At 69.7% G+C, this 25,097-nt stretch carries 29 protein-coding genes and 2 pseudogenes; 12 read left to right on the top strand and 19 right to left on the bottom strand.

The features are described 5' to 3' along the window. The first annotated feature begins 31 nt into the window (after positions 1–31). The 5 genes and pseudogenes from argF to OOK40_RS35455 all read left to right on the top strand — a co-directional run bounded on the left by argF (position 32) and on the right by OOK40_RS35455 (position 4,622). Positions 32–1,033 carry an ornithine carbamoyltransferase gene (argF, locus tag OOK40_RS22560; RefSeq protein ID WP_266484939.1) on the top strand — a complete coding sequence of 334 codons (1,002 nt, stop codon included), beginning with the start codon at positions 32–34 and terminating at the stop codon, positions 1,031–1,033. A 41-nt stretch (positions 1,034–1,074) separates the two neighbouring features. Then, complete coding sequence (arcC, locus tag OOK40_RS22555; protein ID WP_266484937.1) at positions 1,075–2,028, top strand: carbamate kinase; 954 nt, start codon at positions 1,075–1,077, stop codon at positions 2,026–2,028. Beyond that, on the top strand, positions 2,025–3,536 hold the full coding sequence (locus tag OOK40_RS22550) for a YfcC family protein (protein ID WP_266484935.1): 1,512 nt from the start codon (positions 2,025–2,027) through the stop codon (positions 3,534–3,536). Before arcC ends, OOK40_RS22550 begins: the two co-directional genes overlap by 4 nt. 190 nt (positions 3,537–3,726) lie before the next feature. Next, entirely contained in the window at positions 3,727–3,993 is a 267-nt protein-coding gene (locus OOK40_RS22545; RefSeq protein WP_266484932.1) for an SHOCT domain-containing protein, read from the top strand. Positions 3,994–4,086: 93 nt separating this feature from the next. After that, positions 4,087–4,622 (top strand): annotated as a pseudogene (locus OOK40_RS35455) (universal stress protein). Here OOK40_RS35455 and OOK40_RS22530 read toward each other — a convergent pair. The 6 genes from OOK40_RS22530 to OOK40_RS22505 all read right to left on the bottom strand — a co-directional run bounded on the left by OOK40_RS22530 (position 4,619) and on the right by OOK40_RS22505 (position 9,850). Continuing rightward, positions 4,619–4,831, bottom strand: coding sequence for a universal stress protein (locus OOK40_RS22530; protein WP_266484924.1), 213 nt, complete (start codon positions 4,829–4,831; stop codon positions 4,619–4,621). The pseudogene OOK40_RS35455 and the gene OOK40_RS22530 overlap by 4 nt on opposite strands. Positions 4,832–4,916: 85 nt before the next feature. Beyond that, the gene (locus tag OOK40_RS22525; protein WP_266484920.1) at positions 4,917–5,372 is read right to left on the bottom strand and encodes an OsmC family protein; all 456 of its coding nucleotides are present in this window, start codon (positions 5,370–5,372) and stop codon (positions 4,917–4,919) included. Continuing rightward, positions 5,365–6,537 carry a site-2 protease family protein gene (locus tag OOK40_RS22520; protein WP_266484918.1) on the bottom strand — a complete coding sequence of 391 codons (1,173 nt, stop codon included), beginning with the start codon at positions 6,535–6,537 and terminating at the stop codon, positions 5,365–5,367. The genes OOK40_RS22525 and OOK40_RS22520 overlap by 8 nt, the downstream gene beginning before the upstream one ends. A 79-nt stretch (positions 6,538–6,616) precedes the next feature. After that, entirely contained in the window at positions 6,617–8,092 is a 1,476-nt protein-coding gene (locus OOK40_RS22515) for a bifunctional aminoglycoside phosphotransferase/ATP-binding protein (protein WP_266486515.1), read from the bottom strand. Between the two features lie 103 nt (positions 8,093–8,195). Next, on the bottom strand, positions 8,196–9,071 hold the full coding sequence (locus OOK40_RS22510) for a universal stress protein (protein WP_266484916.1): 876 nt from the start codon (positions 9,069–9,071) through the stop codon (positions 8,196–8,198). 332 nt (positions 9,072–9,403) lie between these two features. After that, a complete protein-coding gene (locus OOK40_RS22505; RefSeq protein WP_266484914.1) occupies positions 9,404–9,850 on the bottom strand; it encodes a universal stress protein in 447 nt (148 codons plus the stop codon). 132 nt (positions 9,851–9,982) lie between these two features. On the opposite strand from OOK40_RS22505, the pseudogene OOK40_RS22500 reads away from it, so the two are divergent. The 5 genes and pseudogenes from OOK40_RS22500 to OOK40_RS22480 all read left to right on the top strand — a co-directional run. Beyond that, positions 9,983–10,618: pseudogene (locus OOK40_RS22500) on the top strand (ABC transporter ATP-binding protein); the annotation flags it as partial. Positions 10,619–10,845: 227 nt separating this feature from the next. Next, on the top strand, positions 10,846–11,049 hold the full coding sequence (locus OOK40_RS22495) for a hypothetical protein (RefSeq protein ID WP_323136092.1): 204 nt from the start codon (positions 10,846–10,848) through the stop codon (positions 11,047–11,049). Further along, positions 11,030–11,374, top strand: coding sequence for a helix-turn-helix transcriptional regulator (locus OOK40_RS22490; protein WP_266486510.1), 345 nt, complete (start codon positions 11,030–11,032; stop codon positions 11,372–11,374). The genes OOK40_RS22495 and OOK40_RS22490 overlap by 20 nt, the downstream gene beginning before the upstream one ends. 86 nt (positions 11,375–11,460) lie before the next feature. Beyond that, a complete protein-coding gene (locus tag OOK40_RS22485) occupies positions 11,461–11,868 on the top strand; it encodes an ATP-binding protein (protein ID WP_266486507.1) in 408 nt (135 codons plus the stop codon). Positions 11,869–11,903: 35 nt separating this feature from the next. Further along, positions 11,904–12,029, top strand: a complete 126-nt coding sequence (locus OOK40_RS22480) for a DUF6126 family protein (protein ID WP_266486505.1) — start codon at positions 11,904–11,906, stop codon at positions 12,027–12,029. Between the two features lie 10 nt (positions 12,030–12,039). Here the strand turns inward: OOK40_RS22480 and OOK40_RS22475 are convergent, their stop codons facing one another. The 7 genes from OOK40_RS22475 to OOK40_RS22445 all read right to left on the bottom strand — a co-directional run bounded on the left by OOK40_RS22475 (position 12,040) and on the right by OOK40_RS22445 (position 19,861). Next, positions 12,040–13,521, bottom strand: coding sequence for an NADH-quinone oxidoreductase subunit C (locus OOK40_RS22475; protein ID WP_266484911.1), 1,482 nt, complete (start codon positions 13,519–13,521; stop codon positions 12,040–12,042). 4 nt (positions 13,522–13,525) lie between these two features. Further along, positions 13,526–15,145 carry a proton-conducting transporter membrane subunit gene (locus tag OOK40_RS22470; RefSeq protein ID WP_266484909.1) on the bottom strand — a complete coding sequence of 540 codons (1,620 nt, stop codon included), beginning with the start codon at positions 15,143–15,145 and terminating at the stop codon, positions 13,526–13,528. Then, on the bottom strand, positions 15,145–15,837 hold the full coding sequence (locus OOK40_RS22465; protein ID WP_266484907.1) for a hypothetical protein: 693 nt from the start codon (positions 15,835–15,837) through the stop codon (positions 15,145–15,147). Before OOK40_RS22465 ends, OOK40_RS22470 begins: the two co-directional genes overlap by 1 nt. 7 nt (positions 15,838–15,844) lie before the next feature. Next, the gene (locus OOK40_RS22460) at positions 15,845–16,798 is read right to left on the bottom strand and encodes a respiratory chain complex I subunit 1 family protein (RefSeq protein WP_266484903.1); all 954 of its coding nucleotides are present in this window, start codon (positions 16,796–16,798) and stop codon (positions 15,845–15,847) included. Next, entirely contained in the window at positions 16,795–18,828 is a 2,034-nt protein-coding gene (locus tag OOK40_RS22455; protein ID WP_266484901.1) for a proton-conducting transporter membrane subunit, read from the bottom strand. The genes OOK40_RS22460 and OOK40_RS22455 overlap by 4 nt, the downstream gene beginning before the upstream one ends. Beyond that, the gene (locus tag OOK40_RS22450; protein ID WP_266484899.1) at positions 18,825–19,304 is read right to left on the bottom strand and encodes an NADH-quinone oxidoreductase subunit B family protein; all 480 of its coding nucleotides are present in this window, start codon (positions 19,302–19,304) and stop codon (positions 18,825–18,827) included. The genes OOK40_RS22455 and OOK40_RS22450 overlap by 4 nt, the downstream gene beginning before the upstream one ends. A 206-nt stretch (positions 19,305–19,510) precedes the next feature. After that, positions 19,511–19,861: a helix-turn-helix transcriptional regulator gene (locus tag OOK40_RS22445; protein ID WP_266486502.1), complete on the bottom strand. Its 351-nt coding sequence runs from the start codon at positions 19,859–19,861 to the stop codon at positions 19,511–19,513. Between the two features lie 405 nt (positions 19,862–20,266). On the opposite strand from OOK40_RS22445, the gene OOK40_RS22440 reads away from it, so the two are divergent. After that, a complete protein-coding gene (locus OOK40_RS22440; RefSeq protein ID WP_266484896.1) occupies positions 20,267–20,617 on the top strand; it encodes an STAS domain-containing protein in 351 nt (116 codons plus the stop codon). A 109-nt stretch (positions 20,618–20,726) separates the two neighbouring features. Here OOK40_RS22440 and OOK40_RS22435 read toward each other — a convergent pair whose 3' ends face one another. From OOK40_RS22435 to OOK40_RS22410, 6 genes are read right to left on the bottom strand one after another with little or no spacing between them, the layout of a single operon-like run. Next, positions 20,727–20,948: an alkylphosphonate utilization protein gene (locus OOK40_RS22435; protein ID WP_266484894.1), complete on the bottom strand. Its 222-nt coding sequence runs from the start codon at positions 20,946–20,948 to the stop codon at positions 20,727–20,729. 36 nt (positions 20,949–20,984) lie between these two features. Continuing rightward, positions 20,985–21,398, bottom strand: coding sequence for an STAS domain-containing protein (locus OOK40_RS22430; protein WP_266484893.1), 414 nt, complete (start codon positions 21,396–21,398; stop codon positions 20,985–20,987). 16 nt (positions 21,399–21,414) lie between these two features. Further along, positions 21,415–21,840 carry an ATP-binding protein gene (locus OOK40_RS22425; protein WP_266484891.1) on the bottom strand — a complete coding sequence of 142 codons (426 nt, stop codon included), beginning with the start codon at positions 21,838–21,840 and terminating at the stop codon, positions 21,415–21,417. Continuing rightward, positions 21,840–22,250, bottom strand: coding sequence for a pyridoxamine 5'-phosphate oxidase family protein (locus OOK40_RS22420; protein WP_266484888.1), 411 nt, complete (start codon positions 22,248–22,250; stop codon positions 21,840–21,842). Before OOK40_RS22420 ends, OOK40_RS22425 begins: the two co-directional genes overlap by 1 nt. Continuing rightward, positions 22,247–23,956: a SulP family inorganic anion transporter gene (locus OOK40_RS22415; RefSeq protein ID WP_266486500.1), complete on the bottom strand. Its 1,710-nt coding sequence runs from the start codon at positions 23,954–23,956 to the stop codon at positions 22,247–22,249. Before OOK40_RS22415 ends, OOK40_RS22420 begins: the two co-directional genes overlap by 4 nt. Positions 23,957–23,976: 20 nt before the next feature. After that, a complete protein-coding gene (locus tag OOK40_RS22410) occupies positions 23,977–24,318 on the bottom strand; it encodes a metalloregulator ArsR/SmtB family transcription factor (protein WP_266484884.1) in 342 nt (113 codons plus the stop codon). A gap of 471 nt (positions 24,319–24,789) precedes the next feature. On the opposite strand from OOK40_RS22410, the gene OOK40_RS22405 reads away from it, so the two are divergent. Beyond that, positions 24,790–25,077 carry a hypothetical protein gene (locus tag OOK40_RS22405; protein WP_266484881.1) on the top strand — a complete coding sequence of 96 codons (288 nt, stop codon included), beginning with the start codon at positions 24,790–24,792 and terminating at the stop codon, positions 25,075–25,077. Positions 25,078–25,097: the final 20 nt, after the last annotated feature.

The following is a 25,097-nucleotide window of genomic DNA, read 5'->3' as shown; positions in this document are numbered from 1 at the left end:
CCTTCACCACGTGCTCAAAGGAGAGCCCGCCATGCCCGTCAACCTGCGTCACCGCTCACTGCTGAAAGAACTCGATCTCACTCCGGCCGAGTTCCACTACCTTCTGGACCTGTCCACCCAGCTCAAGGCCGCACGGTGTGCGGGCACCGAGCAGCAGCGCCTGCAGGGCAAGAACATCGCCCTGATCTTCGAGAAGACGTCCACCCGTACCCGCTGCGCCTTCGAAGTGGCCGCTCGCCAACAGGGCGCCCACGTCACATACTTGGAACCCTCGGGCTCCCAGATCGGCCACAAGGAGTCCATCAAGGACACCGCCCGCGTCCTTGGCTGTCTCTTCGACGGCATCGAATACCGGGGCAGCAGCCAGAGCAACGTCGAGGAACTGGCCGAATACTCGGGCGTCCCGGTGTGGAACGGCCTGACCGACGAGTGGCACCCCACCCAGTCGCTCGCCGATGTTCTGACCATGTGGGAGCACACGGACAAGCCCCTGCACGAGATCTCCTTCGCCTACCTCGGCGATGCTCGTAACAACGTGGGCAACTCGCTGCTGATAACCGCCGCGATGCTCGGCATGGATGTGCGCATGGTCGGGCCCGCGAGCCTGCGCAACGCCCCTGAGGTGGTCAAGGAGGCCCGGCGGATCGCCGAGTCCACCGGCGCACGGATCACCCTCACCGAGGACCTCGCCGAAGGTGTGGCCGGCGTGGACTTCCTCTACACCGATGTCTGGGTCTCCATGGGAGAGCCGAAGGAGATGTGGGACGAGCGCATCGCCCTGCTCAAGCCGTACCAGGTCACCTCGCACGTGCTCAAGGCAACGGGCAATCCGCGGGTGAAGTTCATGCACTGCCTCCCGGCCTTCCACGACAGCGGGACCACCGTGGGCGCGGACATCCTGTCCCGCACCGGCATGAGTGCCCTCGAAGTCACCGACGAGGTCTTCGAGTCGGCCCACTCCATCGTCTTCGACCAGGCCGAGAACCGGATGCACACCATCAAGGCCCTTCTCGTCGCCACCCTCGGCGACTGACGCGAGGCCGCCCTTTCGCAACCGCACACACAGGAGAAGTCATGCGCGTCGTCATCGCACTCGGCGGCAATGCCCTGCTCCGCAGGGGAGACCGGCCGGACGCCGCCGTCCAACACACCAACATCCAAGCGGCCGTGGCCGCCCTGGCCCCTCTCGCCCACCGGCACGAACTGGTGATCACTCACGGGAACGGCCCACAGGTCGGCCTGCTCGCCCTCCAGAGCGCCGCCGACAGGTCCCTCACCAGCCCTTACCCCTTCGACGTTCTGGGCGCCGAGACACAGGGAATGATCGGCTACTGGCTGCTGCAGTCCCTGCAGAACGCTCTGCCCGGACGCCAGGTCTGCGTCCTGCTCAACCAGACCCTCGTCTCTGCCGCGGACCCCGCCTTCGCCAACCCCGCCAAGTTCGTGGGCCCAGTCTACGAACGCGAAGAAGCCGAGCGTCTCGCCGCCGAGCGCGGCTGGACCGTCAAGGCCGACGGACCGCACTGGCGCCGGGTCGTGCCGTCGCCCGATCCGCAGCGCGTCGTGGAAACCAGGCTGATCCGTCTCTTGCTCACCTCCGGCGCCGTTGCCGTCTGCGCAGGCGGCGGCGGTGTCCCCGTGATCCGGGACGAGCACGGACAGCTCACGGGTGTGGAAGCGGTCGTCGACAAGGACCTCACCGCCGCCCTGCTCGCCGAAGCACTCGATGCCGACGCGCTGTTGCTGCTCACGGATGTCCCTCAGGCCATGCGCCGCTACGGCACACCGGACGCGGAACCCATCGGTCGCACCACGCCGGCGGGGCTGCGCGCGGAACCGTTCGCGGCCGGATCCATGGGGCCAAAGGCCGAGGCGGCCTGCCGTTTCGTGGAACTCACCGGCGGGATGGCAGCCATCGGATCTCTCCACGACGCACAGGTCATCCTCGACGGCTCAGCAGGCACCGTCGTCACGCCCAACGGCCGCTACCCCCAGAACACCAACGACGCACCAGGGAACCAGACATGACCACAACACCAGCCACCTCAGCAACCCCGGCCCCGGCCCCACAGGCGCGAAGGAGAAAGCTGCGCTTTCCATCGGCCTTCACCGTCCTGGTGGCCGTCACCCTCGTGGTCTGGGCACTGACCTTCGTCATCCCCGCCGGCCGCTACGACACCAAGGACGGCAGCCCGATACCGGGCACATACCACTCCGTGGAGCTGGCCACGGGGTTCTGGAGTCGGCTCAAGGACCTTTTCCTCGCCCCCGTCAACGGCCTCTACGGGGTCACCGACACGCAGTCCGGACTCACCGCGCCGGGAGGCAGCGGCGATTTCTTCGGAGCTGCGGGAGTGTTCCTGTTCGTCCTGGCCGTCGGCGCCTTCATCACCGTAACCCTGCGCACCGGCGCCCTCACCTCCGGCGTGGCACACCTCGCCGAACGCCTCAAGGGGCACAGGACACTCCTGCTCGTCGTGCTCCTGGCACTGTTCTCGCTCGGCGGCACCACCTACGGCATGGCCGAGGAAACGCTGGGCTTCTACGCGCTGATGATCCCGCTCATGCTCAAACTCGGCTACGACAGGATGACCGGCGCGAGTGTGATCATGGTCGGTGCCGGAGTGGGCACGCTCGCCTCCACCGTGAACCCGTTCGCCACTGGCGTGGCCTCCGACAGCGCCGGCATCGGCACTGGCGACGGCATCGTGCTGCGGCTGCTGATGTGGGCCGTCCTGACAGCACTGGCCGCGGCCTATCTGGTGCGCTATGCCAACCGCGTGCACAAGGACCCCTCCCGCTCCCTTGTCGCCCCGATGCCCGAGGACGACGAACTCAGGTCCCAGGGCTCCTCCACCACACCACTGACACTGCGTCAGCGGATCGTGCTGACGGTGTTTGCGGCGACCTTCCTTTTCATGATCTTCGCCGTAATTCCCTGGGCGGACCTGAACGTCACGTTCCTGCCGACCCTTGGCTGGTACTTCCCCGAACTGGCGGCCCTGTTCATCGTGGCAGCCGTCGTGGTGGGCCTCATCGCCGGGCTGGGCGAGAAGGGAACAGCAGACGCGATCGTCGCGGGCGCCGGAGACTTCATCGGAGCAGCACTCATCATCATGCTGGCCCGCGGTGTCACCGTGATCATGAACAATGCCAGCGTCACCGACACCATCCTCGACAGCCTCAACAATGCCGTCTCGGGAACGTCCTCGGGGATCTTCACGGTGCTGATGTTCCTGGTGAACATACCGTTGGCCTTCCTCGTGCCCTCCTCGTCCGGCCACGCGGCGCTGGCGATGCCCATCCTCGCCCCGCTCGCCGACTTCGCCGGCGTCAGCCGCGCCTTGGTGGTCACCGCCTACCAATCGGCCTCCGGCTGGGTCAATCTGATCACTCCGACCTCTGCGGTCGTGATGGGCGGCCTGGCCCTCGCCAAGGTCCGCTATGACCGCTACCTGCGGTTCATGGCACCCCTGATGGGCATCCTGTTGGCCGCGGTCGCGGTCTTCCTGGTTCTGGGAGCGACGCTCGGTTGACGACCGGCCCTCACCACGCCGTCGCCCCGTCGCGTTATCCGCCCCCGGTAGGGGCTGACCGGCCCAACAGCCCGGGACCAGTGGACTCTGCACCCACCGGCCAATGTCCGGCGACGATGGCAGTGACGCATGAGCCAAACCGGACAGCGGGTCCGCACCCGCAGTCCGGGCGACCGGGGAGGTGATCACGATGATGTTCTGGTTCGACCACGGCGTCAGCGGCTGGGGCTGGTTCGCGATGTCGGCCGGCATGATCCTGTTCTGGGTGCTGATCATCACCGTTGCCGTTCTGCTCTTCCGCGCCCTGGGCCAGACTCCCGAGCACACCCACGGCCCGAACGTGCCGTCACCGGAGCAGGTGCTTGCCGAGCGGTTCGCCCGTGGCGAGATCGACGAGGAGGAGTACCGTCGGCGCCTCGCCACGCTGCACGCCTCCGGTCCACCCGCCAAGCCATGACCCGCAGGCCGCAGCCCGCTTGGCAGGGACCGATCGGGTGGGCAACGCGGGCCTGTTCGGGTCCGTGCGGGCCGGCCGAAGGAGGTCCCGACCATGACTGGAACCGTCACCGCGGGCCTGGACGGCTCGCCGCAAAGTATCGCCGCGGCCCATTGGGCGGCATGTGAGGCCGCGTTGCGCCGAGACCGCCTGCACCTCGTCCATGCGGACGACTGGCCCACGACGGCCGTGGTCCGCCTGGTCAGCCCGGATGAACAGCGCCGATGGGCCGACACCCTCCTGAGCCGCACCTCCGACGAACTCCCAAAGTGCCATCCAGGCCTGGAGATCACCACGAGCCGACTGTCCGGGCGGCCCGCGGCCTCCCTGTGCCCGCCGAAGCTCCGAAGGCGGAAATGCTGGTGATCGGTTCGCGCCGGCTGACGGGTGTGCCGGGCTCCCTCATCGGTTCCGTCACCATGGCAACGATCAGTGCCACCGAACGGCCCGTAGTACTCGTCAGGGCCGCCACTTCGAAGGGCAACGTGGCGCAGCAGTACCGGGACGGGCGACCCCTGGTCCAGCAGGGTGCATACCTGTGCGTCCGGGTCCAGTTCGAGAAGGCGGGACACGTGCCGTGGAGCGTCTAAGCTGCACGCCGGCGATCCTGCTCCGGCGAGGGCAGCTCGGCGGGAGACGCGTAAGGTGCGCGATATGTGCCCGTCGGCAGCCAGACGTGCACGGCAACCACGTGAGTCCGCAACAACCTGGCCTGGGTGGCCGACCAGCGCAGCGCGGTGAGCGACGCGTCAGAGCCGTCCACGCCCACGACCAGGCACTCGTACGTCGATTGCTTCATGCCGGTTCCTGGTCCTGTCCTGTCGAGTACGGCGGTGAGGCCAGGGGGATCGTTCGCCCCACCCTGGACAGTTGTCCGGCCGGCATCATCCGACACCAACGCTGATCTCGGGAGGGACGCGCAGCGAGTTGTGCACCGTGCAGTGATCGACAACAGCAAGCAGGCTCCTGCGCCGCACCGTGCCGATCTCTTCGGGCAGTTCGATCCTCATGCGCACGGCCGAAACCCGCGCCGGGCGGTCGTCGGCCATGTCGAACTCCGCCCGCACCCGCAGGCTCTCGTACGGCAGGTGATGGCGCTCCAGAAAACGTCCTGCGTAGTAAGCGACACACGAAGCGAGCGAGGAGACGAACAGCTCCACGGGGGTGGGCCCTTCGTCGGAGCCTCCCGCGTCGACCGGCTGGTCGACGGTCAGTTCGTGATCGCGCACAAACACTGCGTACGACTGGCCGGACACGTGCGTGACATCGATACGTCCCTGGGGTGCTGCCGCCCCGGAACGCAGAGCCGCACCGCCGCCGGCTCTGGCTTGGTCATCCATCACCGTGCCTCCCTTGCTTATCAGTTGTGACTGGCCCCGAACGTTTCGCTGTCGCCAGCCACGAGACCGCGCGAGTGATGTCCGACAGAGCGACGATGCCGACGAGATGTCCGTCGTCCAGCACCAGGGCGCGCCGCTCGGCACTCGACTCGAGGCGCGGCAGAAGGTCAATGACGGCCTCACCGGGCTCCGCCGTCGCCACATCGGTCAATGGGCACATGACGCCTCCCACGAGGGTGGCGGATCGTGCCCCCACAGGCACGCTGCTGACCCTGGCGACTGTCATCAGACCGACCGGCTTGCCGTCGTGCGACACCACTGGGAACGCCGAATGGCGAGTCAGGCCGAACGGCATCGTGCTGAGGAGCTGTTCGACCGTGTCGGTGGCAGCGACTGTGACCGGGGCGGGTGTCATCACCTGGCGCACCGCCACCCCGGCCAGCGCGCCCCGCAGCTGTGCCTCCCGCCCCTCCGCCGTCGCGGCGGCGATCAGGAACCAGCCGATGAGAGCCGACCACAGCCCACCGAGTTCCCCAGTGACCAGGACCGACGCAAAGCCCGCGAACAGCATGAACCAGCCCAGCGCCCGCCCTGCGTTCGCGGCGCTGAGCGCTGCCCGCACCCGATCGCCGCTGCGCCACCACAGGAACGCGCGCAGCACTCGACCGCCGTCCAGCGGTGCCGCGGGAACAGCGTTGAACACTGCCAGCACGAAATTGATGGCAGCCAGCCAGGCGATGGCCTCGACGACGAGCCCGGGCACGGCCAGGATCTCCAGCCAGACCGCGACTCCTGTGAACAGCGCCCCTGCCGCAGCACTGACCAGTGGTCCCACGCCGGCGATACGCAGTTCCGCACCCGGGTCCTTCGCCTCGCCGCGCAGCCGTGCGACTCCGCCCAGCATCCACAGCGTGATGCCTTCGACCTCGACACCGGTGCGACGCGCGACAACGGCATGTGCGAGCTCATGTGCCAGCAGCGACACAAGGAAGACGACCGCCGTGACGATCCCGAGTCCCCAGTAGACCCAGGCCGATTCGCCCGCGTGCGCAGAGGGAAACCGCCCTCGTGCGAGAGTCAGCGCGACGAGGACGACGATGACCAGCACACTCCAGTGGAGCCCGACGCGTATTCCGGCGATCCGGCCCAGCGGAAACCATCGCACCCCGGATGTCTCGGCACGGTCCGCCGGGCGAAGCGGCCCTGGCGAGGCGGGGCCGCCCGCTGCGTCGTCGCGGCTCGGCTCAGTCCGGTTCCATGTAGGGGCGGCGGAAGACTGGGGCCTGGCCGGTGCCGTAAGGGCGTACGGCTGCCAGCGCCTGGACGACGGCGGCCTCCAAAGGACCGCTGGTGTCGACCGTGACCGCCTCCGTCCATGGCGACTCCTTGCCTGCCATGGCGGTGGCCACATCCAGCCCTGCGTCGGATGCTCCGGGGGCGCGCGTACGCAGGCGGGCCGCCGACACCTCGCCCGGAACCTGGCAGTGCAGGGCCACCAGGTCGGCGCTGACGCGTTCGGCCATGCGCAGGGCAGCTTCGCGCTGTTCCGCATCGGACCAGGTGGCGTCCAGGACGACGGACTCTCCCGTGGACAACAGGGCGGATGCGCGGTCGAGCAGGGCCGCGTAGGTCTTGGCGGTCCACTCGGGTGTGTACAGGCCCTCGCCGTAGCCGGTCGCCGCGGACTGTTCCGCCGGGATGCCCGCCAGCTCCTTGCGGAGGCGGTCGCTGCTGAGCAGCGTGACGCCGAGGCGATCGGCCAGCGCGCCGGAGAGTGTGGACTTCCCGCTGCCCGGCAGCCCGCCGACGAGCGTGAGGCCGACAGCGGAGGTCCGCAGGTGACGCAGCGCTGTCAGGACCAGTCGTCGTGACGCGGCCTCCGCGCCGGGCGCGCCCTGCCGGGCCTGGATGAGGGAGACCTTGGCACGGACGAACGCGCGGTAGGCGACATAGTGATGCCGCAGGGACGGCGGCGCCGGGTCACCGGAGTACTCGCTGTACTGGGCAAGGAAGAAGCCCGCGGCCTCCGGGGCTCCCAGCTGCTCCAGGTCCATGGCGAGGAAGGCGGCGTCGTCGAGGCCGTCGACGTAGCGCAGGTGGTCGTCGAACTCCAGGCAGTCCAGGAGGCGGGGGCCGTCGTCGAGGCAGAAAATGTCCTCTGCGAGCAGATCGCCGTGGCCGTCGACGATCCGCCCCTGCCCGATGCGCGTGTCGAACAGTTGCTTGCGCCCCGCGAGGTAGCGGCGCACCAGCCGCTCGACCTCCTCCACCTCGTCGGACGGGTGTGCGTCGTCGGCCAGCGCGTGGACCTGCGCGAAGCTGGCTTCCCAGCGCGACGACAGCGCGTCCCGAGTGCCCTGCTCGTCCACCTCCCGGCTGCGGGGCGCATCCGCGTGACGGGTGGCGAGCTGCCGGGCCACGGACCGCAGGGCATCGTCCACGACGACGCCCTCACTTATCAGCCGGGCCAGGCGGCGCTCCGCCGGCATGCGGCGCATCACGACGAGGAGCTCTGGGATGTCCGCGCCCGGGCCGCGAAATTCTCCCAGGCCCAAGTAGACGTCGGGGGCGAAGCGACGGTTGAGAGCCAGTTCCCGCTCACACGCCGTACGCCGGGCCGCCACGGTGGAGTAGTCCAGGAACTCCAGGTCCACCGGCTTCTTGAGCTTGTACGCACGGTCGCCGACGAAGAACACGACCGCCGTATGGGTCTCGCACACCTCTGCTCGCGGGAGCGGCGGCCCGTCGAAGCCGATGCCTGACCGGAGCCCAGACGCGTCGGCCTGATGTATCGACACCATCGGCTCGCTGCGGTGGCTCGGCTCAGTCATGGGGGACGACGGCGACAGGGCAGCGCGCGTGATGGATGGCGGCGGTGGCCACGGAACCCAGACGTGGCGCCAGGGCGGGACGGTGCTTGCGTCGGCCGACCACCAGCAGCCCGGCGCCCTTGGCGGCCCGTACCACGGCCTTGGCGGGGCTTTCGAGACCGACGCTGTCAGCCACCTCCACGCGCGGAAACTTCTCGCGCCAGGGACGGAGAGCCTGGCTCAACTGATTTTGCGCGTCCTGCGTGATCTCTTCGGTCACGTCGTGATCCACGCCCCAGGGAACATGTGCATGGATCGGCACGCTTCGGCCATGCACGGCCCGAAGAGGCATGCCCCGCGCTGCGGCGGTGGCGAAGGAGAATTCGAGCAGGTCGTCGCATGGGCCGTGCAGTTTCAGAGCCACCACTACGCCGCCCGCCGTACCTGGGGTGGGCGGCGGCCCTTCTTCGCGCGTTTCGGCACGTACCAGGACCACCGGTCGCTCGGCCCGTGCCACAACGGGCATGCTGATGTCGCCCAGGAAGTAGCTCTCGACGGGCTCCAGCCCCCGCGAACCGAGCACGATCATCTCGGACTCCGATGCCGCTTGGAGCAGTGCGTCCTGGGCGTCGTCGGCGACCAGGTTGCCGACAATGGAGAGGCCCGGGTGGCGCGCCTGGAGCTCCGCCCGCGCGTTGTGCACGATCCGCTTCGCCCAGTAGTTCTGGTCCATCTCGGCGGGGATGCGGGTCGGTTCCGGCACCAGCAGAGGCCACGCGTGCAGCAGGCGCAGCGTGAGCTTGCGCCGCTCGGCTTCGTCGGCGGCCCAATGGGCGGCGGCAAGGCTCTCGGGTGAGCCGTCGAGGCCCACGGTGACGACTGGCTCCATGGCGACTGCCTCCGTCTCGTACCAAGCTGGAACGACGGTGAGCGAGTCCGGCTGACCGGGCTGCTGTCGTCCCCCGTGCCCTCGTTGGTGGCCTTGCAGGCGACCGCGAGGAGTACTCGATGTGTAAGCATCTGCGCCGATGCGCCGAGCACGGCCGCTTCTCATTCGAGGAGTACCCCAAATCTTCCAGCGGCGCATGTGGACCCCGATGCGGCAGGGCTCGGGTGGGCGCGGAATCCGGCGGGAGGAGGTAAGAGCAGTGGCGATTCCTCTGGGTGCCGGTCCGCTGACGTACCGGTGTTCCAGTCAGGATCCGACCTCACACCCGGTCCTCAATTCGCGGGTGGCGTGGGAACGGTGATCACCGGGCAGACCGCGCGGTGCAGCAGTCCATGCACCACCGACCCCAGGCGCATGCCTGTGTAGCCGCCGCGGCCTCGTCTTCCGACGACAACAGACAGCGCGTGTTCGGAGCTACGGGCCGGCTCTTCCACAGGGTGGCCGCGCACGACCTCGTGGGTCACCCGGACGTCGGAGTACTTCTCCGCCCACCCGGCAGTGGATTCCGAGAGCAGCCTGCGGCGTTCGTTGAAGCCTGCCGACTCGTCGCCGTGGGCGAACACCGGGCGTGGCCACGCCCAGACCGCACGCACTGCGGCACCGCGCAGGCTCGCCTCCTCCATGACCTGCGCCACGGCGGCGAGAGAAGAGACGCTGCCGTCGACGCCCACGACGAGGTACGGCGGGTCCTGGGTGATGTGTTCCGGATCGCTGACCACAACGACAGGACAGATGCTCCGCATCTCCCACCACTAGGCGGATTTCATCGCGTCTGAAACGCGTGTGTTCGATATTCCGCAGCTGTCGTTGACCGTGATTGCACTGCCCAATCGACCGTCCAGGGGGATCAGTTGACCTCGGCAGACGCCCGCAGCACGCAGGACACCGCGCCGCCTCCCGCGCCGCCTCCCGCCGAGATCACTTACAGCGGGCAGTACTCGGTGAACCCGCTCGGCAAGGTGTCCTTCAGGAAGCTCTGCGCCCAGATCCCCTCCGTTCTGCGCGGCATCGCCTCGATGTCATGGGCCACCGACCGCCGGGCGGTGCACCTGCTGATCACCTGCCAGGTGGTGACGGGCCTGGCCGCAGCCGTCCTCCTCACTGCGACGGCGCGGGCCATGGAGCCGATCCTCGGCGCCGCGCTGCTGGGCGACCGGCTGCGCGAGGCCCTGCTGGCGCTCCGCGTCGTGGCCGGCGCTGCTGCTCTCAACCGCGGTGCGGGGGCCGTCGCCGCGTACGCCGAGCGGCGGATCACGCCGAGGCTCACCACCGAGGCGGACGCCGCCCTGGTCGAGGCGTCCGCGTACGCGGTGGATGGCTTCGCTGACCGGCAGGAGGCGGCGGAGATGGGCGTGATCCGCACGCACGTGGTGGTCACCGACACGCAGCGCTTCATGTCCGCGCTGGTCCGCATGATCACGGCCAGCAGCATTTTGTCGGTGCTGAACCCGCTGATGCTGCCGCTGCTCCTTCTCGCGGTACTCCCGGACCGGCCGGCCTTGTCCTTCCAACTGCCGCCGGCGGGCAGTACGAGTACGAGGTACCGCGCTTGTCCACATCGTCGACGGCGAACAACCGCCCAACCACTGGAGCGATTCGAACCGTGGGCGCCGTCCCCGGGGAGTGGTGTACCCCGCATCACCCAGGGCCTAGAATTGAAGAGTTCTTCAATTTGCTAGTTGCCGAGTCAGACAAGAGCGCCGAGGTGGGAAGGGTGGCCGTGGGCGGGTTCGTGGAGGCGGTGCTGGAGCGTGTCGGGGAAGCGCGGGCGGCCTTGGAGGCGGCGCTGGAGGCCGAGGACGCCTACGGCGTGGTGGTGGCGCGGGAAGAGCTGGACGATGCGCTTCGGCTCGCGAGCGACCACGGGATCGACGTGGGGGCGGAGGAGGGTGAGCGAGGTGCCGGTTCCGCTGTATGAGGCGAAGGCGGAGTTTTTCCGGATGCTGGGGCATCCGGTGCGGATACGGGTGCTGGAACTGCTGCAGGGCGGGCCGATGCCGGTCCGTGATCTTCTTGCGGCGATTGAGATCGAGCCGTCGAACCTGTCGCAGCAGCTGGCGGTGCTGCGCCGTTCGGGCATCGTCACGGCCACCCGCGAGAGTTCGACAGTGGTGTACGAGTTGGCGGGCGGGGATGTGGCGGAGCTGCTGGCTGCCGCGCGGCGCATCCTGTCTGTCCTGCTGGCTGGGCAGCAGGAGCTGCTGGCCGAGCTGCGCGAGGCGGAGAAGGAAGCGGCTCCGTGATGGGGATGGAGAGGTTCAGGCCGTGGCGCAAGCACTTGCCCGCGGCGGCAGTCGAGCACACCTTGCCTGCGGTTCAGCGGCACATCGTGTCTGTCCGGGTGGCGCCGGAGGCGGTGCGGGAGGCTCGGCAGGCGGTGGCTGAGCACCTGCCGAAGGTCGGCATCGCCGCGGACTCCGCCTTCGCCGATGCGGTGCTGCTGGTGGCCAGCGAGCTGGTCGCCAACGTGATCCGGCATGCGGCGCACACTCCCGTGACGGATGTCGGGATAACGGTCGGTGCCGGACAGCTGGTGATTGCGGTCACCGACGGGGACCCTCGCCTCCCTTGCCTCGCCGCGGATGCAATGGGTGAGGGTCTGCGGACGGTGAGTGAGCTCGCCGACATGTACGACGGCGATGTCAGCGCGGAACCGGCCGTGGATCACGACGGCAAGGTCGTACTCGTCCGGTTCCGGATTCCTTATCCAGAGACCCCAGGAGATGCAAGGCCGTGAGTGATGACGGGAACAAGAAGCAAGCCGAGGGGCCGATGGACCTGGAGAGGTGGAAAGAACGCGGCGTCATGCTGCGCGTCTTCGTCTACGTCTTCGCAACGCACCTGTTCGCCGGCTTCATCTGGCTTCTGTTCTATGTCGGCGAGCACGCGCCGAAGTAACGGGGCCGCGTCATAGGTCGTTGCCGGCGTAGGAGAGGTTGAAGCTCTTATTGGTCAGCGGGAAATCCGGGACGATCGTGTCGGCGAGGGCCACGGGCAGGGCGGGCCAGTTGAAGAACGACGGGTCGACCGGTTTGACCCGGGCCAGGGTGCCGTTGGGGGCGAGCTCGATGCGGGTGGTGATGGTGCCGCGCCAGCCCTCGACGATGCCGACACCGCTACCTGGGCCCACGCCCGGTGCGGGCGTCGGCGCGAGGACGGCGCCCCGGGCGAGGCGCTCGGTGAGGTGCTCGATCAAGGCAAGGGAGACGTCGATCTCCTCGGCGCGGACGAGGAAGCGGGCGAGGACGTCGCCGGTGTCGCGGACGGGGACGGCGATCTCGGAGTCGTACGCGGTGAAGGGGTGGCCGATACGGGCGTCGGTGCCGGACAGGCCGCTGGCGCGGGCCACGTAGCCGAGACAGCCGATGTCCCGGGCAGCCTCGGCGGTGAGGACAGCAGTGTCGGTGAAGCGGTCACGGACGGTGGACTGGTCGAGCGCGAGACCCGCGATCTCGCGGATGTCCGCGCCGATCGCCTTCAGCCGCCGCGGGTCGGGCAGCGCGTGCAGGGCTGCGCCACCGGGCATGACGCCGCCGCGCAGCAGCCGGTGACCGGTGATCTCGGCGTTCAGGCGCAGGAGTTGTTCCCGCACCCGCTGGGCGTGGGCGTTGAGGATGGAGTGGCCGACGTCGTTGCAGAGCATGCCCAGGTCGGCGACATGGTTGTGCAGGCGCTCCAGCTCCAGGAGAAGGGCCCTGGCGCGCTGGGCGGTGGCCGGGACCGCCATGCCGGTGGCCTCTTCGACGGCGAGGCAGTAGGCGAGGGCGTGGCCGACGGCGGTGTCGCCGCTGATCCGCTCGGCGAGCGGCAGCCCGGCCGCGACGCTGCGGCCCTGGAAGAGTTTTTCGATGCCTTTGTGGACGAACCACAGGCGGGCTTTGAGTTTGAGGATGGTCTCGCCAACGACGGAGAAGCGGAAGTGGCCCGGCTCGATCAGCCCGGCGTGCACCGGCCCGACCGGGATTTCGTAGACGCCGTCGCCTTCGACCTCCAGGAAGGGGTAGGGGCCTTCCTGCTCTGCGAAGGGCGGCGGCGGCCCGGCGTCGGGGAGCATCGGGTACCAGCCGCGCGGCCAGTGGAAGTGGCGCACCAGACGGCGCGGCATGGGGTGATCGCGGGGGACGATCCCGAACAGGTCCCGCATCTCGCGCTCGAACCGGCCTGCGGGGAAGGACATGTGAGCCAGCGTCGGCACCTCCGGCCGGTCGGCGTCGAGGTGTACGTGCAGTTCGGTACGGGCATCGGGCGGTCCCGCGACGAAGAGGTACACCACGCGGATCCGGTCCTCGTCGTGGTGGGCGGCGACCAGGGCCAGTCGACGGCCGGCGCGCAGCAGTTCGTCGGCCCGCTTGGGCAGTTCGGCGGCATGGATCTCGTGCACGGTGCGCATGGCTTCAGCGGGCTCCGATCGCCTGGGCGGCATCCTGCAGCAGGTCGGTGAGCGGACCGGTCGAGATACCCAGGGCCGCGCAGGCCACCAGGCCCAGGACGAGTGGCCATCGGGTCGTGGCGGGCGGCTCGTCTGTCCGGGCCGTGGGTGCGGGGCCGAGCAGCATCCGGGCGGTGCGGGCGGCGAGCGCGGCGAAGGCGATCAGGACCAGCAGCAGGGCCGCCGAGACGGCCCAGCCCATGCGGGCGGCGAATCCGGCGCGGACGATGCCCAGTTCGGAGGCGAACAGACTGAAGGGCGGGAACCCGAGCAGCGCGACGACCGCGAGCCCGAAGATGCCCGCAAGGCCGGGTGCCCGGGCGATCAGGCCGCGTACGCGTCCGATGCGGGTGGTCCGGGTGAGATGCAGGATGTGGCCGGAGGCGCAGAAGGCGACCGCTTTGGCGAGCCCGTGCCCGGCGATGTGCAGGAGCAGGGCGGCACGGGCGAGAGGGGTGCCGATCGCCGCGCCGAGGGCGATCAGGCTCATGTGCTCCATGCTCGAATAGGCCAGCATCCGTTTGTAGTCGCGCTGGGCCAGCAGCAGGGCCGCGGCGAGGGCGAGCGTGAGCAGCGCGATGCCGGTCAGCAGCGCGCGGGTGTAGCCGGTCCCGAGGGCCGCGTCGGAGATGCTCTGGTAGCGCAGGATCGCGGTGAAGGCGACGGACAGCAGGACGCCGGACATCAGCGCGGAGACGGGGGCGGGTGCCTGGCTGTGGGCGTCGGGCAGCCAGGCGTGCAGGGGCACGAGGCCGGTTTTGGCGCCGAAGCCGAGGAGCACGAGGCCGATGCCGAGCCGGGTAACGGCCGGATCGAGCCGGTCGGCCTGTTCCATGAGGGTGGGCCAGTTAAGCGCGTACGCCTCGGCGATGCCCGCCTGCCGGGCGGCGTAGTAGATGAGGACGGTGCCCAGGAAGGCGAGGGCGATCCCGGCCGAGCAGATCACGACGTATTTCCACGCGGCTTCGACGGATGTGCGGGTGCGGCGGTGGCCGACGAGGAAGGCGGTGACGATGGTGGTGGCTTCGATGGCGACCCACAGCACCCCGAGGTTCGCGGTGAGCACGGCCAGGCACATGGCTGCGAGGAACGCCTGCACGAGGACGTGGAAGAGCGCGGTGTTACGGGCATCGGCCCGTCCGGCGGTGCGCTCGCCCGCCAGATAAGAGGGGGCACTCGCGCAGGCGATCAGTGCGACGGCGCCGACGACCAGCAGCATCCACACCGTCAGGGCATCGGCGCGCAGCAGGCCGCCGTAAGCGGTCACGGCATCGTCGTCACCGAGGGCGGCTGCCAGTACCGCGCCGCAGGTGATGATCGCCGATGGGGAGATGAGCCCGTACCAGTCGGCCCGGTGAGGTGCATCGGACCCTGGGGGAGGTGGTGCCGCGGTCCCGTCCGCCGGTCCGGTGGCGGCGCCGACCAGGGCAGGCTGACGGGACACTTCCCTGCTCGGCTCGCGAACTTCCGCGGCAGACGCACGCAGGCCGGTCAGCGCATGTACGCAGGCCACGGCGAGGGGCACCGCAACGGGCGCGGTCAGCAACGCGGCGGTCGCAGCGGGCTCTTGGAGAAGATGCGGCATCAGTCGTGCAGCTCCCGCAGGTCGTCGATGTCGGTGGTGCCGAATGCGGCCTGCACACGAGTGGTGAGCAGCTGCAGCACCAGTACGGCGAGCAGGACATCGAAGGAGACGCCGAGTTCGACGATCAGCGGCACTCCGGAGGTGGCCAGGAAGGCGGTCGCGGTGATGCCGTTGTCCAGCAGCAGGAAGCCCACCACCTGGGCCAGCGCCCGCCGCCTGGTGACCAGCACGAAGAACCCGATCAGAACGACCGCAAGGCCCACCGGCAGGGCCCGGGTGGCAGGAGTGGGGTCGAGCTCGGCCAGCGGCCGGGCCACGGCATAGGCGAGCAGGGTCAGTGCCGCCGCAGTCAGCAGGGACGCCGCCACATTCACCAGCGGCTGGGTCTCCCGGGTCTCGGCCCCGTCCGTGTCATACGTTCTGTGGTCGCCGGTCGGGGCGGTGAGCGCCCTGCGCATCAGATACGGAAGCACTCCGGCCCGCAGGAGACCGATTCCGGCCGCCACCGCGATCAGGTCCCAGCGTTCCTCATGCAGCCCCAGAAGGACGGCGACGGCGGCCAGGGCAATGCCCTGGAGGGCGAAGATCCGTACGATCGCTCCGAGTTCACGCCGCCACAGGATCACCACCGCCGCCAGCAGGAACGCCCCGCAGGCCAGGTCCAGCAACTGCGTGTACAGACTCTCGCTCACCGCGCGCTCACTCTCCGCTCAGGAAGTAGGAGGAGGTCACCGCGAGCAGCGCCAACAGGAAGGACCCGGCGAGCAGCTCAGGCACGCGAAACAGCCGCAACTTCGCCCAGAACACCTCTGCCGCGGCCAGCACCACCCCCAGCAGCGCAACCTTGACCACGAACAGGACCAGCGCGACGGCGAGCGCCGACGCTGATGCGGTGGTCGCGATGCCCCAGGGCGCGAACAGCGAGGCGAGCAGCCCCAGCAGCACCGTGAGCCGCATGTGCGCACCCAGTTCGACCAGCGCCAGATCGGGCCCCGCGTACTCCAGCACCATCGCCTCGTGCACCATCGTCAGCTCCAGATGCGTGGACGGGTTGTCCACCGGGAGCCGCCCGGTCTCCGCGAGGACGGCGACGGCGAGCGCGGCGGTCGCCAGCAGCCCCGCCGGCGAGGCCAGCCGTGCCGGTTCGTGGACGGCGCCGGAGACGATGGCGGGCAGGTTGGTGGAGCCGGCCGGTATCGACAGGGCGAACACCGACATCAGGAGGGTCGGCTCCACCAGGGCCGCGATGGTCATCTCCCGCGAGGCCCCCATGCCGCCGAACGCGGTCCCGGTATCCAGCCCGGCCAGCGCCAGGGCGACGGTGCCCAGCGCGAGGAGCGCCACCACCAGGATCAGGTCCGCGCGCCCGGCGACGGGGGTGTCCGTGGAAAGCAGCGGAACCAGCGCGGCGACCACCACAGTGGTCGCCACCAGCAGCGCCGGAGCGATACGGAACGCGGGCCCCGTCCCGGTCGCGCTGATCGGTTCTTTACGCAGCAGCTTGCGCGTATCGCGCCACGGCTGGAGCACACCGGCCCCGGCCCGCCCTTCCATGCGCGCCCGCACCTGCCGCATCAGCCCGGTGAGCAGGGGAGTGCCCCCGACGACCACAGCGATCTGCCCCGCCACCGCCACATACCCGGCGGCGCTCACCAGCCCACCGCCAGCACCAGGAGCAAAGCGACCAGGCCGAAGAAGCCGTAGCCGAGATAGAGATGGACGCTGCCGCCCGCCAGCCGGCGCGCGGCCCGCCCGGACCTCGCGAGAAACGCCAGCACCGGTTCGTACAGCCGGTGCTCGATCCGGTCGGGCACCCGGTTGCGGAACCGGACACGCTCCACCAGGTACGCGGATTCCCCTGCGTGCGTGACATTCACGTCCTGCTCCGGGGCAAGTACGTCGTCGAAGACGCGCTGCAAAGGTTCGGCGAACGAGGTCGCCGTATAGGCCATCCTCGGCGTGGGCGCGCCGCCGCCGCAGTCCCACAGCTTGGCGTCTCTGCGTCGACGGCGATTGCCATACAGCCGGGGCAGGTACACCGCGAGGGCCAGCGCCGCCGTCAAGGCGGCCACCACCCACAGCGGCGACAGCGACGCCGACACGTCGGCAAGCCGTACCTTCAGCCCACCGCCCGACAGGGCCTGCCCCCCAGGAAGGCCCGCGGCGAGCACGGCCTGATCCAAGCCACTGCCCAGCAGTCCCGGGACCAGCGCCAGCCCCACGCACCCGGCCGCCAGCAGCCCCATTCCGGCGAGCATCATGGGCGGCGCCTCCCGCGCGCCGGTGGCCTCTTGGCTGCGCGGCCGGGCGAAGAAGCCGACCCCGAGCGCCTTGACGAACACCGCCGCGGCGATCCCCGCCGAAAGCGCGATCAGCGCCACCGCCAGCGGAAGCATCACGGCGACGGCCACCCCTGGCATCTGAAGTCCGTGGATCAGCGACTGCAGCAGCAGCCACTCACTGATGAACCCGTTGCCGGGCGGCAGCGCCACCGCCCCCAGCGCGCCCAGCGCGAAGAGTCCGGCCGTGACCGGCATCCGCGCCCTCAGACCACCGAGCCGGTCGAGATCCCGTACGCCCGTGGCGCGCAGGACGGAACCGGCCGTGCTGAACAACAGGGCCTTGAACGCCGAGTGGTTGACCACGTGCAGCAGCGCGGCCGCCAGCGCGAGGGCGGCCAGCGAACGATCACCCGAGGCGGCAAACAGGCCCGCCGCTCCGGCCCCGATCAGGACCAGCCCCATGTTCTCGCAAGTCGAGTACGCCAGCAGCCTCTTCAGGTCGGAGGCCATCGCGGCCTGCAGAATCCCGTACACGGCGGACAGCCCGCCCAGCACCATCAGCCCCAGCCACCACCACGACGGTCCGCCGCCCAGCAGGTCGAACCCGGTCCGGATAAGCCCGTAGACGCCGAGGTTGACCATGGCCGCGCTCATCAACGCCGAGACGGGACTGGGCGCTTCGGGGTGGGCGCGCGGCAGCCACGCGTGCAGCGGCACCGCCCCCGCCTTGGAAGTGAACGCCGCCGCAGTCAGCACAAACACCAGACCGCGCACCGTCGCAGACATCCCGTCCGCGCCTGCCCGCAGTGCCGCAAAGTCTTGACCTCCGGCGTGCGCGGCGAACAACGCGAACCCGGCCAGCAGCAGAACGAGTCCGAGGTGGGTCATCACCGCGTACCAGACGCCCGCCGTCCGCACCGACGGCCGCTCGCGGTGCTCGGCCAGGACCAGCAGCAGCGAGGCCAGCGCCATCAGCTCCCACAGCACCAGGAACGTGGACACCGATCCCGCCGCAGGCACCAGCACCAGCGACAGGGCGAACAGCGGCAGCACCGTCTGCGCCGCCCGTGAACCCAGCCCGTGCGGGCCGTGCCCGGACGCATACCCGATGCCGTACACCGCCACCGCCGCCACCACGGCCCCCGCCACAGCCATGAACAGCCCCGACAGCGCATCCACTTCAAGATGCACACCGGCCAGCGGCAGCAGCCCCGGGAGCTCGGCCGACCATCGCCTTCCGCCCAGTACAGCCACACCCGCCGCACCACCGGCCACCCCCACCCCCGCCGTGCACATTCCGGCGGCGATGATGCGCCACCGGACCGGCAGCCCGGCACCCGCCGCCGCTCCGGCCCCACCCATGGCGACGGCAGCACCAAGGGCGGCCGCGACCAGGCTCACCGGCCGGTCACCCGCCGCAGCGCCGCCACGATGTCGTCCGGCGTCGGCGGGCACCCCGGCACCTGAAGATCGACCGGTACGACATCGGCGACCGCGCCCTCGACTCCGTACCCTCCCGCGAACTCACCGCAGTTGACCGCACAGTCCCCGACCGCGACCACCAGCCGCGGCTCGGGCATGGCCGCCACCGTGCGCCGCAGCGGCTCGGCCATGTTCCGCGTGACCGGCCCGGTCACCAGCGCCACATCCGCATGCCGGGGCGAGGCCACCAGCCGGGCTCCGTACCGCTCCGCGTCGTAGACCGGACCGAAGGCCGCCGCGATCTCGATCTCGCATCCGTTGCACGAGCCGGCATCCACACAGCGCACCTGCACCGACCCGCCCAGCCCGCGCGCCATCGGCAGCGGTTCCACCGACGGGGGCGGAGCAGGTTCAGCCACCCGCCCGGTGTCGCGGATCTTGCGCAGCAGGCCCATGAACGCCCCTCCCGGATGCTGGTGAGGACTCTTCCGCAGGTGGCTAACGGACGTCTCCACAGCCGGAGTTACGCCCTTTTTCTTGCGCTTTGCCTGTCTTGTTGAGATTTTGTCGGCTGCGCGTCGGCGGGTTGAAGGCGGCCGCCCCTCGCCGCGCAGAGCGCTGTCCATGCACGCCGAAGGGCGGCCGCCGGTCTGGGGACGGCTCAGGTCCGCGGTTCTCCCTCGGACGCCGCCGCCTGCAGGTCGGCGAGCAGTTCGGCCTGACCCGCCAGCACCCCGGACAGGATCGACCGCGCGACCCTCAGCAGCTCAGCCACCTGCGGACTGGTCAGCGAGTAGAAGACGGCCGAACCCTCCCGGCGGGTTATGACCAGATTGGCCCGGCGCAGCACGGCCAGCTGCTGCGAGAGGTGGGCAGGCTCGACCCCCACCTCCGGGAGCATCTCGGAGACCGCATGCTCGCGCTCGCTCAGCAGCTCCAGGACCCTGATCCGCACCGGATGCCCCAGCGTCTTGAAGAACTCCGCCTTCAGTTGGTACAGCGGCGCGCTCACTGAACCGGCCCCGCGCCCGGGCGTGCCGCTGTAAGGCCGGACGATCGTTGCCAAGCCTGCACCGTGCATCGCATCCACCCAAAACTCTTCACCATGGGGTCATCCTCGCGCCATCACACCGACGTGATGACCTCGGGAATTGCTAAGATTAGCAATTCCGAAGGTCGAGAGTGGGAGGTTCGGGATGCGAATCCCACGACTGCGTGGTGGCAGTGCTCTGCTCAAGTGCCCTGCGTGCCGCCTCAAGTGCCTGCCCGCGGCCGTCGAACCTGACGGCTCATGCCCCCGCTGCGGGCATGAGCGCCTGCTGAGCATGGACCTCGAGCGCGGCTGGATCGGGCACCCCGCCCCCCTGGCCGGCAGCCCGAAGCTGTCCGACGGCGAGCACTGAGAGCGGCGCCGCCCATGAGCATCAGCTGGAGCTTCGAGGAACAGCGCGGCGTGGCGGTCATGAGCGTCGCCGGATTCCTGGGTAGCAGCGCGGTCGAGCGCTTCTCGGAGGGGTTCGGCTGGGTAGCGGCCCGCAGCACCGGGGCCGTCATCCTGGACCTGACCGAACTGCTGGGCTGGAGCACCGAAGGAGAGGCGGCAGTCCAGCAGGCGGCCGCCACGCTGCGGAAGACTGAGCGTTCCCTCGTACTGTGCGGCCTGGATCGCATCGAGGCAACGCAGTCACGGGTCATCCACCACGACTCGATGACCATCTACGCGGACCTGGACACCGCCCTCGGCGCCCAGGCACCGCCCTCCGGCTGACCACGCGCTGCACCGTGACGCCGTGGAACAGCAGCGGCCCTGCCCCTGCCGTCGGCCAGGAGGCGACGGCAGGGAGAAGCGCCGGACGAACGTCAGGGTGGCCTTGAGGTCACGCCTTTTTCAGGAACTCGGTCTTCAGGACCAGGCCCTTGACCTTCTTGGTGTTGCATTCGATCTCGCCGGCTTTGCCAGTGAGGCGGATGTTCTTCACCAGCGTTCCGCGCTTGAGTGTCTCGGAGGTGCCCTTCACCTTCAGGTCCTTGATCAGCGTCACGGAGTCGCCGTCCTCCAGCGGGGTTCCGTTGCTGTCCTTCACGATCACGTCGCTCATACTGCTTCCTTCTCTGCTTTCGTTCCTGTGTATCTCTTACATCAGGCCCTGTGCCGCCACATTCCGCGCGCCGGGCCAGTCGTCGCTGTGCCACTCACGCGTTTGGCCACTCAGGTCGTCGTACGCCGCGAGGGCGGCTGCGAGGTCGCAGTGGACGGGGATCGGCGGGTGGGTGCCGTCGGGGACGAGGGAGCCGTCCGCGGGGATCGCAGCGAGTTCCAGACGCCGTCCCTCATCCGCGAGTTGGCGTGCTGCCTGGGCGACGGCGAGCTGGCCACCGATGGACCAGCCGCGCAGCTCGGTGAGGTCGAGGACGACCGGTCCCGTGCCGCGGGCCAGGGCCCAGCCGACGGCTCCGGTGAAGCGGGCCACGGCATCCGCGCCGAGATACCCGGACAGCGACAGGACACAGAAGTCCTGCTGGGTGGTGTAACGCCACTCGATGGTCATCGTCGCTCTCTCGTTCTCACAGGGGGAGGGTGATCCAGATGGTTTTGCCCCGGCCGTCGGCGTCCGCGCGTACGACCGCCGTGCCGCCGAGCCCGAGGGTGAGCTCGACGACGGTCGCCAGCCCGCCGCCCCCGGCGGCGGTGGCCGCGGCACACAGGGCGGGCTGGTAGGGGTGACGGTCGTGGACGGCGAACGCGAAGGTGTCCGGGCCGACCGCGTAAATCACGGTGATATTCGGGGAAAGGGCGGCGGCGTGCCGGACGCTGTTGGTGACCAGTTCGCCCAGGATCAGCAACGCGGGGTCGACCGTTGGATGGTTCCGGTTGATGCCCCACCCCGCCAGCACCTGTTCGGTGGTCTCGCGCGTCAGCCGTACGGCGGACCCCATGGCGGGCACGGTCAGTACATGCCGGTTTGGCAGACCCTCCTGCTGAGCGACCATCAGGCCCCCTCGTGGGCGAGCCGGAAGCCGGTCATCGTCTGCGGGTGGATCCGGACGAGGGTGTCGTGTGGTCCGTGGGCCCAGCCGGGCAGCGTACGGCGGTAGTGGGCTGCCTCGTCCGGATCGGTGATCACCTCGGCCGGACCGCTTGCCGTCACCGTCCACCCGGTGCCGCCGGCCACGCGGATCTCGTCGGCGTGGTAGGTGAGCGAGGCCCTGCCGGACAGGGCTGCCGCCTGGGCCGGGGTACGGACGATCAAGCGGCCGTACTGGAGGATGTGCACCGCCGGGCGTATCACCGCGCTCTCGCGCTGGACGTACACGAGCCGTCCCTGGACCGCGCCTTCGAGCAGCCACAAGGCTTCGGTGCCGGACACCTCGACCATGCGACGGGAGACGGGGACGGTCATCGGGAAGCCTCCTCGGCGACGGGGGCGGGCGACTGCGCGGGAACGGCGGGCAGGACCCCGGCACCCTGCAGATGGGCGCGGGCACCGGCGATGGCCTCCGGGGTGGTCGCGTACTCCCGCCCCTCCAGCCGCAACAGATCCAACGCGCCGACGGACTCGAGGACTCGCCGCTGCCCGGGCCGTATCCCGGACGTCATCACCGCGATGCCGCGCCGGTTGAGCTTCTGCACGGCGTCCTTGAGGACCAGTGCACCGGTGGCGTCCATGGTCGTGATGCGCGACATGCGCAGGATGACGACACGGACGTCGGCAACCTCGCTCAGCTCCAGAAGGAAGCGGTGCGCGCCGGCGAAGAACAGCGGCCCATCGATCCGGTAGGCCACGATGTGCTCGGCCAGCAGGGCGTGTTCCTCGTCGCTGCGCTCGCCGGGCAGGTCGGGCCGGAAGTCCACCTGATCCATCCGGGCCTGTTTGGCCACCGCCCGCAGGGCCAGTACCCCGGCCACGACCAGGCCGATGATCACCGCGTAGACCAGGTCCAGGGCGAGCGTGGCGACGGCCGTCAGTACGAGCACGAGGGCATCGGATCGGGTCGCGCGGGCCATGGCACGCAACGCGCCGACCTCGACCATGCGGATCGCGGTGGCCAGCAGCACGCCCGCGAGCGCGGCCAGGGGGATCTTGGAGACCAGCGGGGCAGCCGCGAAGACAATCACGCCGAGGACGGCGGCGTGGGTGAGCGCGGCGAGCCGCGAGACAGCACCGGTGCGGACGTTGACCGCCGTGCGGGCGATGGCCGCCGTCGCTGGGACGCCGCCGAACAGTGGCGCGGCCAGGTTCGCGATGCCCTGACCGAAGAGTTCCTTGTCCGGGTCGTGCTTCTGGCCCACCGTCATACCGTCCGCGACGGTGGCTGACAGCAGCGACTCCAGCGCCGCGAGCGCGGCCACGGCGACCGCCGGGGCCATCAGAGAACCGAGCGCCGACAGGTCGAGGAAGCCCATCGACGGAGCGGGCAGCCCGGACGGCAGATCACCGATCGGCGCGGCAGCGTCCAGATGGAAGAGCTGTGCGACGAGGGTCGCGGCGATCACCGCGACGATCGAGAAGGGGACGGTCGGCCGCCAGCGCGCACCGAGGAGCATGACGACGGCGACACCGGCCGTGAGCGCGACGGCGGTCCAGTTCGGTGTGCGTACGAACGCTTCGACGGCCCGCCAGGTCACCACCAGGACCCGGTCGCCTTCGGGCTTGGCCACCCCGAGCGCGTTCGGGATCTGCTGCAGACCGATCACGCAGGCGATGCCGAGGGTGAAACCTTCCACCACCGGGGCCGGGATGTACTGCATGTACTTCCCGGCGCGCAGTAGGGCGAGTGCGATCAGGATCAGCCCGGCCAGCACTCCGACCGTCAGCACCCCGCCGGGCCCGTACTCGGCGACGATCGGCACGAGCACCACCGTCATGGCCCCGGTGGGGCCGGAAACCTGGAGATTGGAGCCGCCGAAGAGCGCGGCGAGCGCACCGGCGACCACGGCGGTGGCCAGCCCCGCCTCCGCGCCGAGCCCGGAGGACACCCCGAAGCCCAGCGCGAGCGGCAGCGCCACGATCGCCACCGTGAGGCCCGCCAGCAGATCGCGGCGCGGGTTGCGCGCCATGAGCAGGAAGTCGGCGCGGGCGGGCAGCAGGGAACGCACCCGGCCCATGGCCCGGGTGAAGACCGCACTCACTGCGCCGCGACCTCGGCTTCCCGCAACTCCGCCAGCAGCTCGTTCTGCCCGGCCAGCATCTCGGTGAGGATCCGCCGTGCGGCCCGCATCAGATCCGCGACATCCCCGCCCGCGAGCTCGTAGACCACGGTCGAGCCCTCCCGTGTTGAGCTCACGATCCCCGACCGGCGCAGCACCGCCAGCTGCTGGGACAGGGCCGACGGCTCCACCTCGATCGATGCGAGCAGATCCCGCACCGGCATCGGCCCGCCCTGCAGCAGCTCCAAGACCCGTATGCGCACGGGGTGCCCGAGCATCCGGAAGAACTCTGCCTTGGCCTGATACAGCGGAACCGGCACGACCCTCGAACTCTCCTCAACCCCCATTGGGGGTGTCGCTTGGTGCTGTGCCCGCGGCTACCTACGGACACAGCCACCACAGCATGTATTGAATTGCAGAATTTTGCAATTCATGGAGTGCCGCTCGAGGCTGAAGGCGTCCGCCTGCTGGTCTGCGACAGCGCGCGAGGGAGGGGAAGTCCACTCTCAAACTCCCCCTGCAGTCACGGCCTCCCTCAATGGGGACAGAGCCAGACCTCCCGGCGCCTCGGAGCAGGTATCTCCCGTGGGGCGAGCGCTGCGGGACTGTGCCCTCGCGGTCGGGGCCAGTGTGCGCCGTCGTGCGACACGTGACCACGGGGCAGGGAACATGGCAGGGTTCTGACAGCACTGCTGTCATGGCCCAGCAGCGCCCCCGGCGATACGCTGAAGACTCCTCTCAGGTGCATCGGAGCCGGTGCACGAAGGGTGATTCGCGGGGTGGCGGTCGTGATGACGCAGCAGTACCTCATCGGCGAGACATCGGTACTCCTTGCCCAGTTGCAGGGTGCGGCCACCGATCAGGCGCACATGCGCGAGGCCGCGCGGCTGCGCCGCGAGGCCGAGGCTACGCCGCCTTTGGCGCTCGGGCCGGTACTGGTTCGCGCGATGGCGCTGACCGAGGAGCTGTGCTGGGAGTCCCTGGACCGGGGCGATGTCGCAGCGTTCGCCCGCCAGTGCGCCTGCGGGGCCGAACTGCGTGAATTCTGCGTCTGCGCCGGGCTGCTCGCGGACGGTTAGCGGCCTGGCCGGCGCCCCGC

The organism is Streptomyces sp. NBC_01481 (assembly GCF_026339995.1).
GTDB lineage: Bacteria > Actinomycetota > Actinomycetes > Streptomycetales > Streptomycetaceae > Streptomyces.
Note: the sequence above shows the minus strand (reverse complement) of the source record. Positions and strands in the feature narration are given on the sequence as shown.

Bases quoted from the DNA above. Each gene is read 5' to 3' on its own strand.
- OOK40_RS22440 (WP_266484896.1), top strand. From the start codon at position 20,267: ATGAGCATCAGCTGGAGCTTCGAGGAACAGCGCGGCGTGGCGGTCATG.
- OOK40_RS22405 (WP_266484881.1), top strand. From the start codon at position 24,790: ATGACGCAGCAGTACCTCATCGGCGAGACATCGGTACTCCTTGCCCAG.
- OOK40_RS22450 (WP_266484899.1), bottom strand. From the start codon at position 19,304: ATGGGCCTGCTGCGCAAGATCCGCGACACCGGGCGGGTGGCTGAACCT.
- OOK40_RS22530 (WP_266484924.1), bottom strand. From the start codon at position 4,831: ATGAAGCAATCGACGTACGAGTGCCTGGTCGTGGGCGTGGACGGCTCT.
- OOK40_RS22435 (WP_266484894.1), bottom strand. From the start codon at position 20,948: ATGAGCGACGTGATCGTGAAGGACAGCAACGGAACCCCGCTGGAGGAC.
- OOK40_RS22430 (WP_266484893.1), bottom strand. From the start codon at position 21,398: ATGACCATCGAGTGGCGTTACACCACCCAGCAGGACTTCTGTGTCCTG.
- OOK40_RS22550 (WP_266484935.1), top strand. From the start codon at position 2,025: ATGACCACAACACCAGCCACCTCAGCAACCCCGGCCCCGGCCCCACAG.
- OOK40_RS22475 (WP_266484911.1), bottom strand. From the start codon at position 13,521: ATGCGCACCGTGCACGAGATCCATGCCGCCGAACTGCCCAAGCGGGCC.
- OOK40_RS22525 (WP_266484920.1), bottom strand. From the start codon at position 5,372: ATGGATGACCAAGCCAGAGCCGGCGGCGGTGCGGCTCTGCGTTCCGGG.
- OOK40_RS22415 (WP_266486500.1), bottom strand. From the start codon at position 23,956: ATGGGCCGGGTGCGTTCCCTGCTGCCCGCCCGCGCCGACTTCCTGCTC.
- argF (WP_266484939.1), top strand. From the start codon at position 32: ATGCCCGTCAACCTGCGTCACCGCTCACTGCTGAAAGAACTCGATCTC.
- OOK40_RS22480 (WP_266486505.1), top strand. From the start codon at position 11,904: ATGGACCTGGAGAGGTGGAAAGAACGCGGCGTCATGCTGCGCGTCTTC.
- OOK40_RS22545 (WP_266484932.1), top strand. From the start codon at position 3,727: ATGATGTTCTGGTTCGACCACGGCGTCAGCGGCTGGGGCTGGTTCGCG.
- OOK40_RS22420 (WP_266484888.1), bottom strand. From the start codon at position 22,250: ATGACCGTCCCCGTCTCCCGTCGCATGGTCGAGGTGTCCGGCACCGAA.
- OOK40_RS22510 (WP_266484916.1), bottom strand. From the start codon at position 9,071: ATGGAGCCAGTCGTCACCGTGGGCCTCGACGGCTCACCCGAGAGCCTT.
- OOK40_RS22425 (WP_266484891.1), bottom strand. From the start codon at position 21,840: ATGGTCGCTCAGCAGGAGGGTCTGCCAAACCGGCATGTACTGACCGTG.
- arcC (WP_266484937.1), top strand. From the start codon at position 1,075: ATGCGCGTCGTCATCGCACTCGGCGGCAATGCCCTGCTCCGCAGGGGA.
- OOK40_RS22470 (WP_266484909.1), bottom strand. From the start codon at position 15,145: ATGCCGCATCTTCTCCAAGAGCCCGCTGCGACCGCCGCGTTGCTGACC.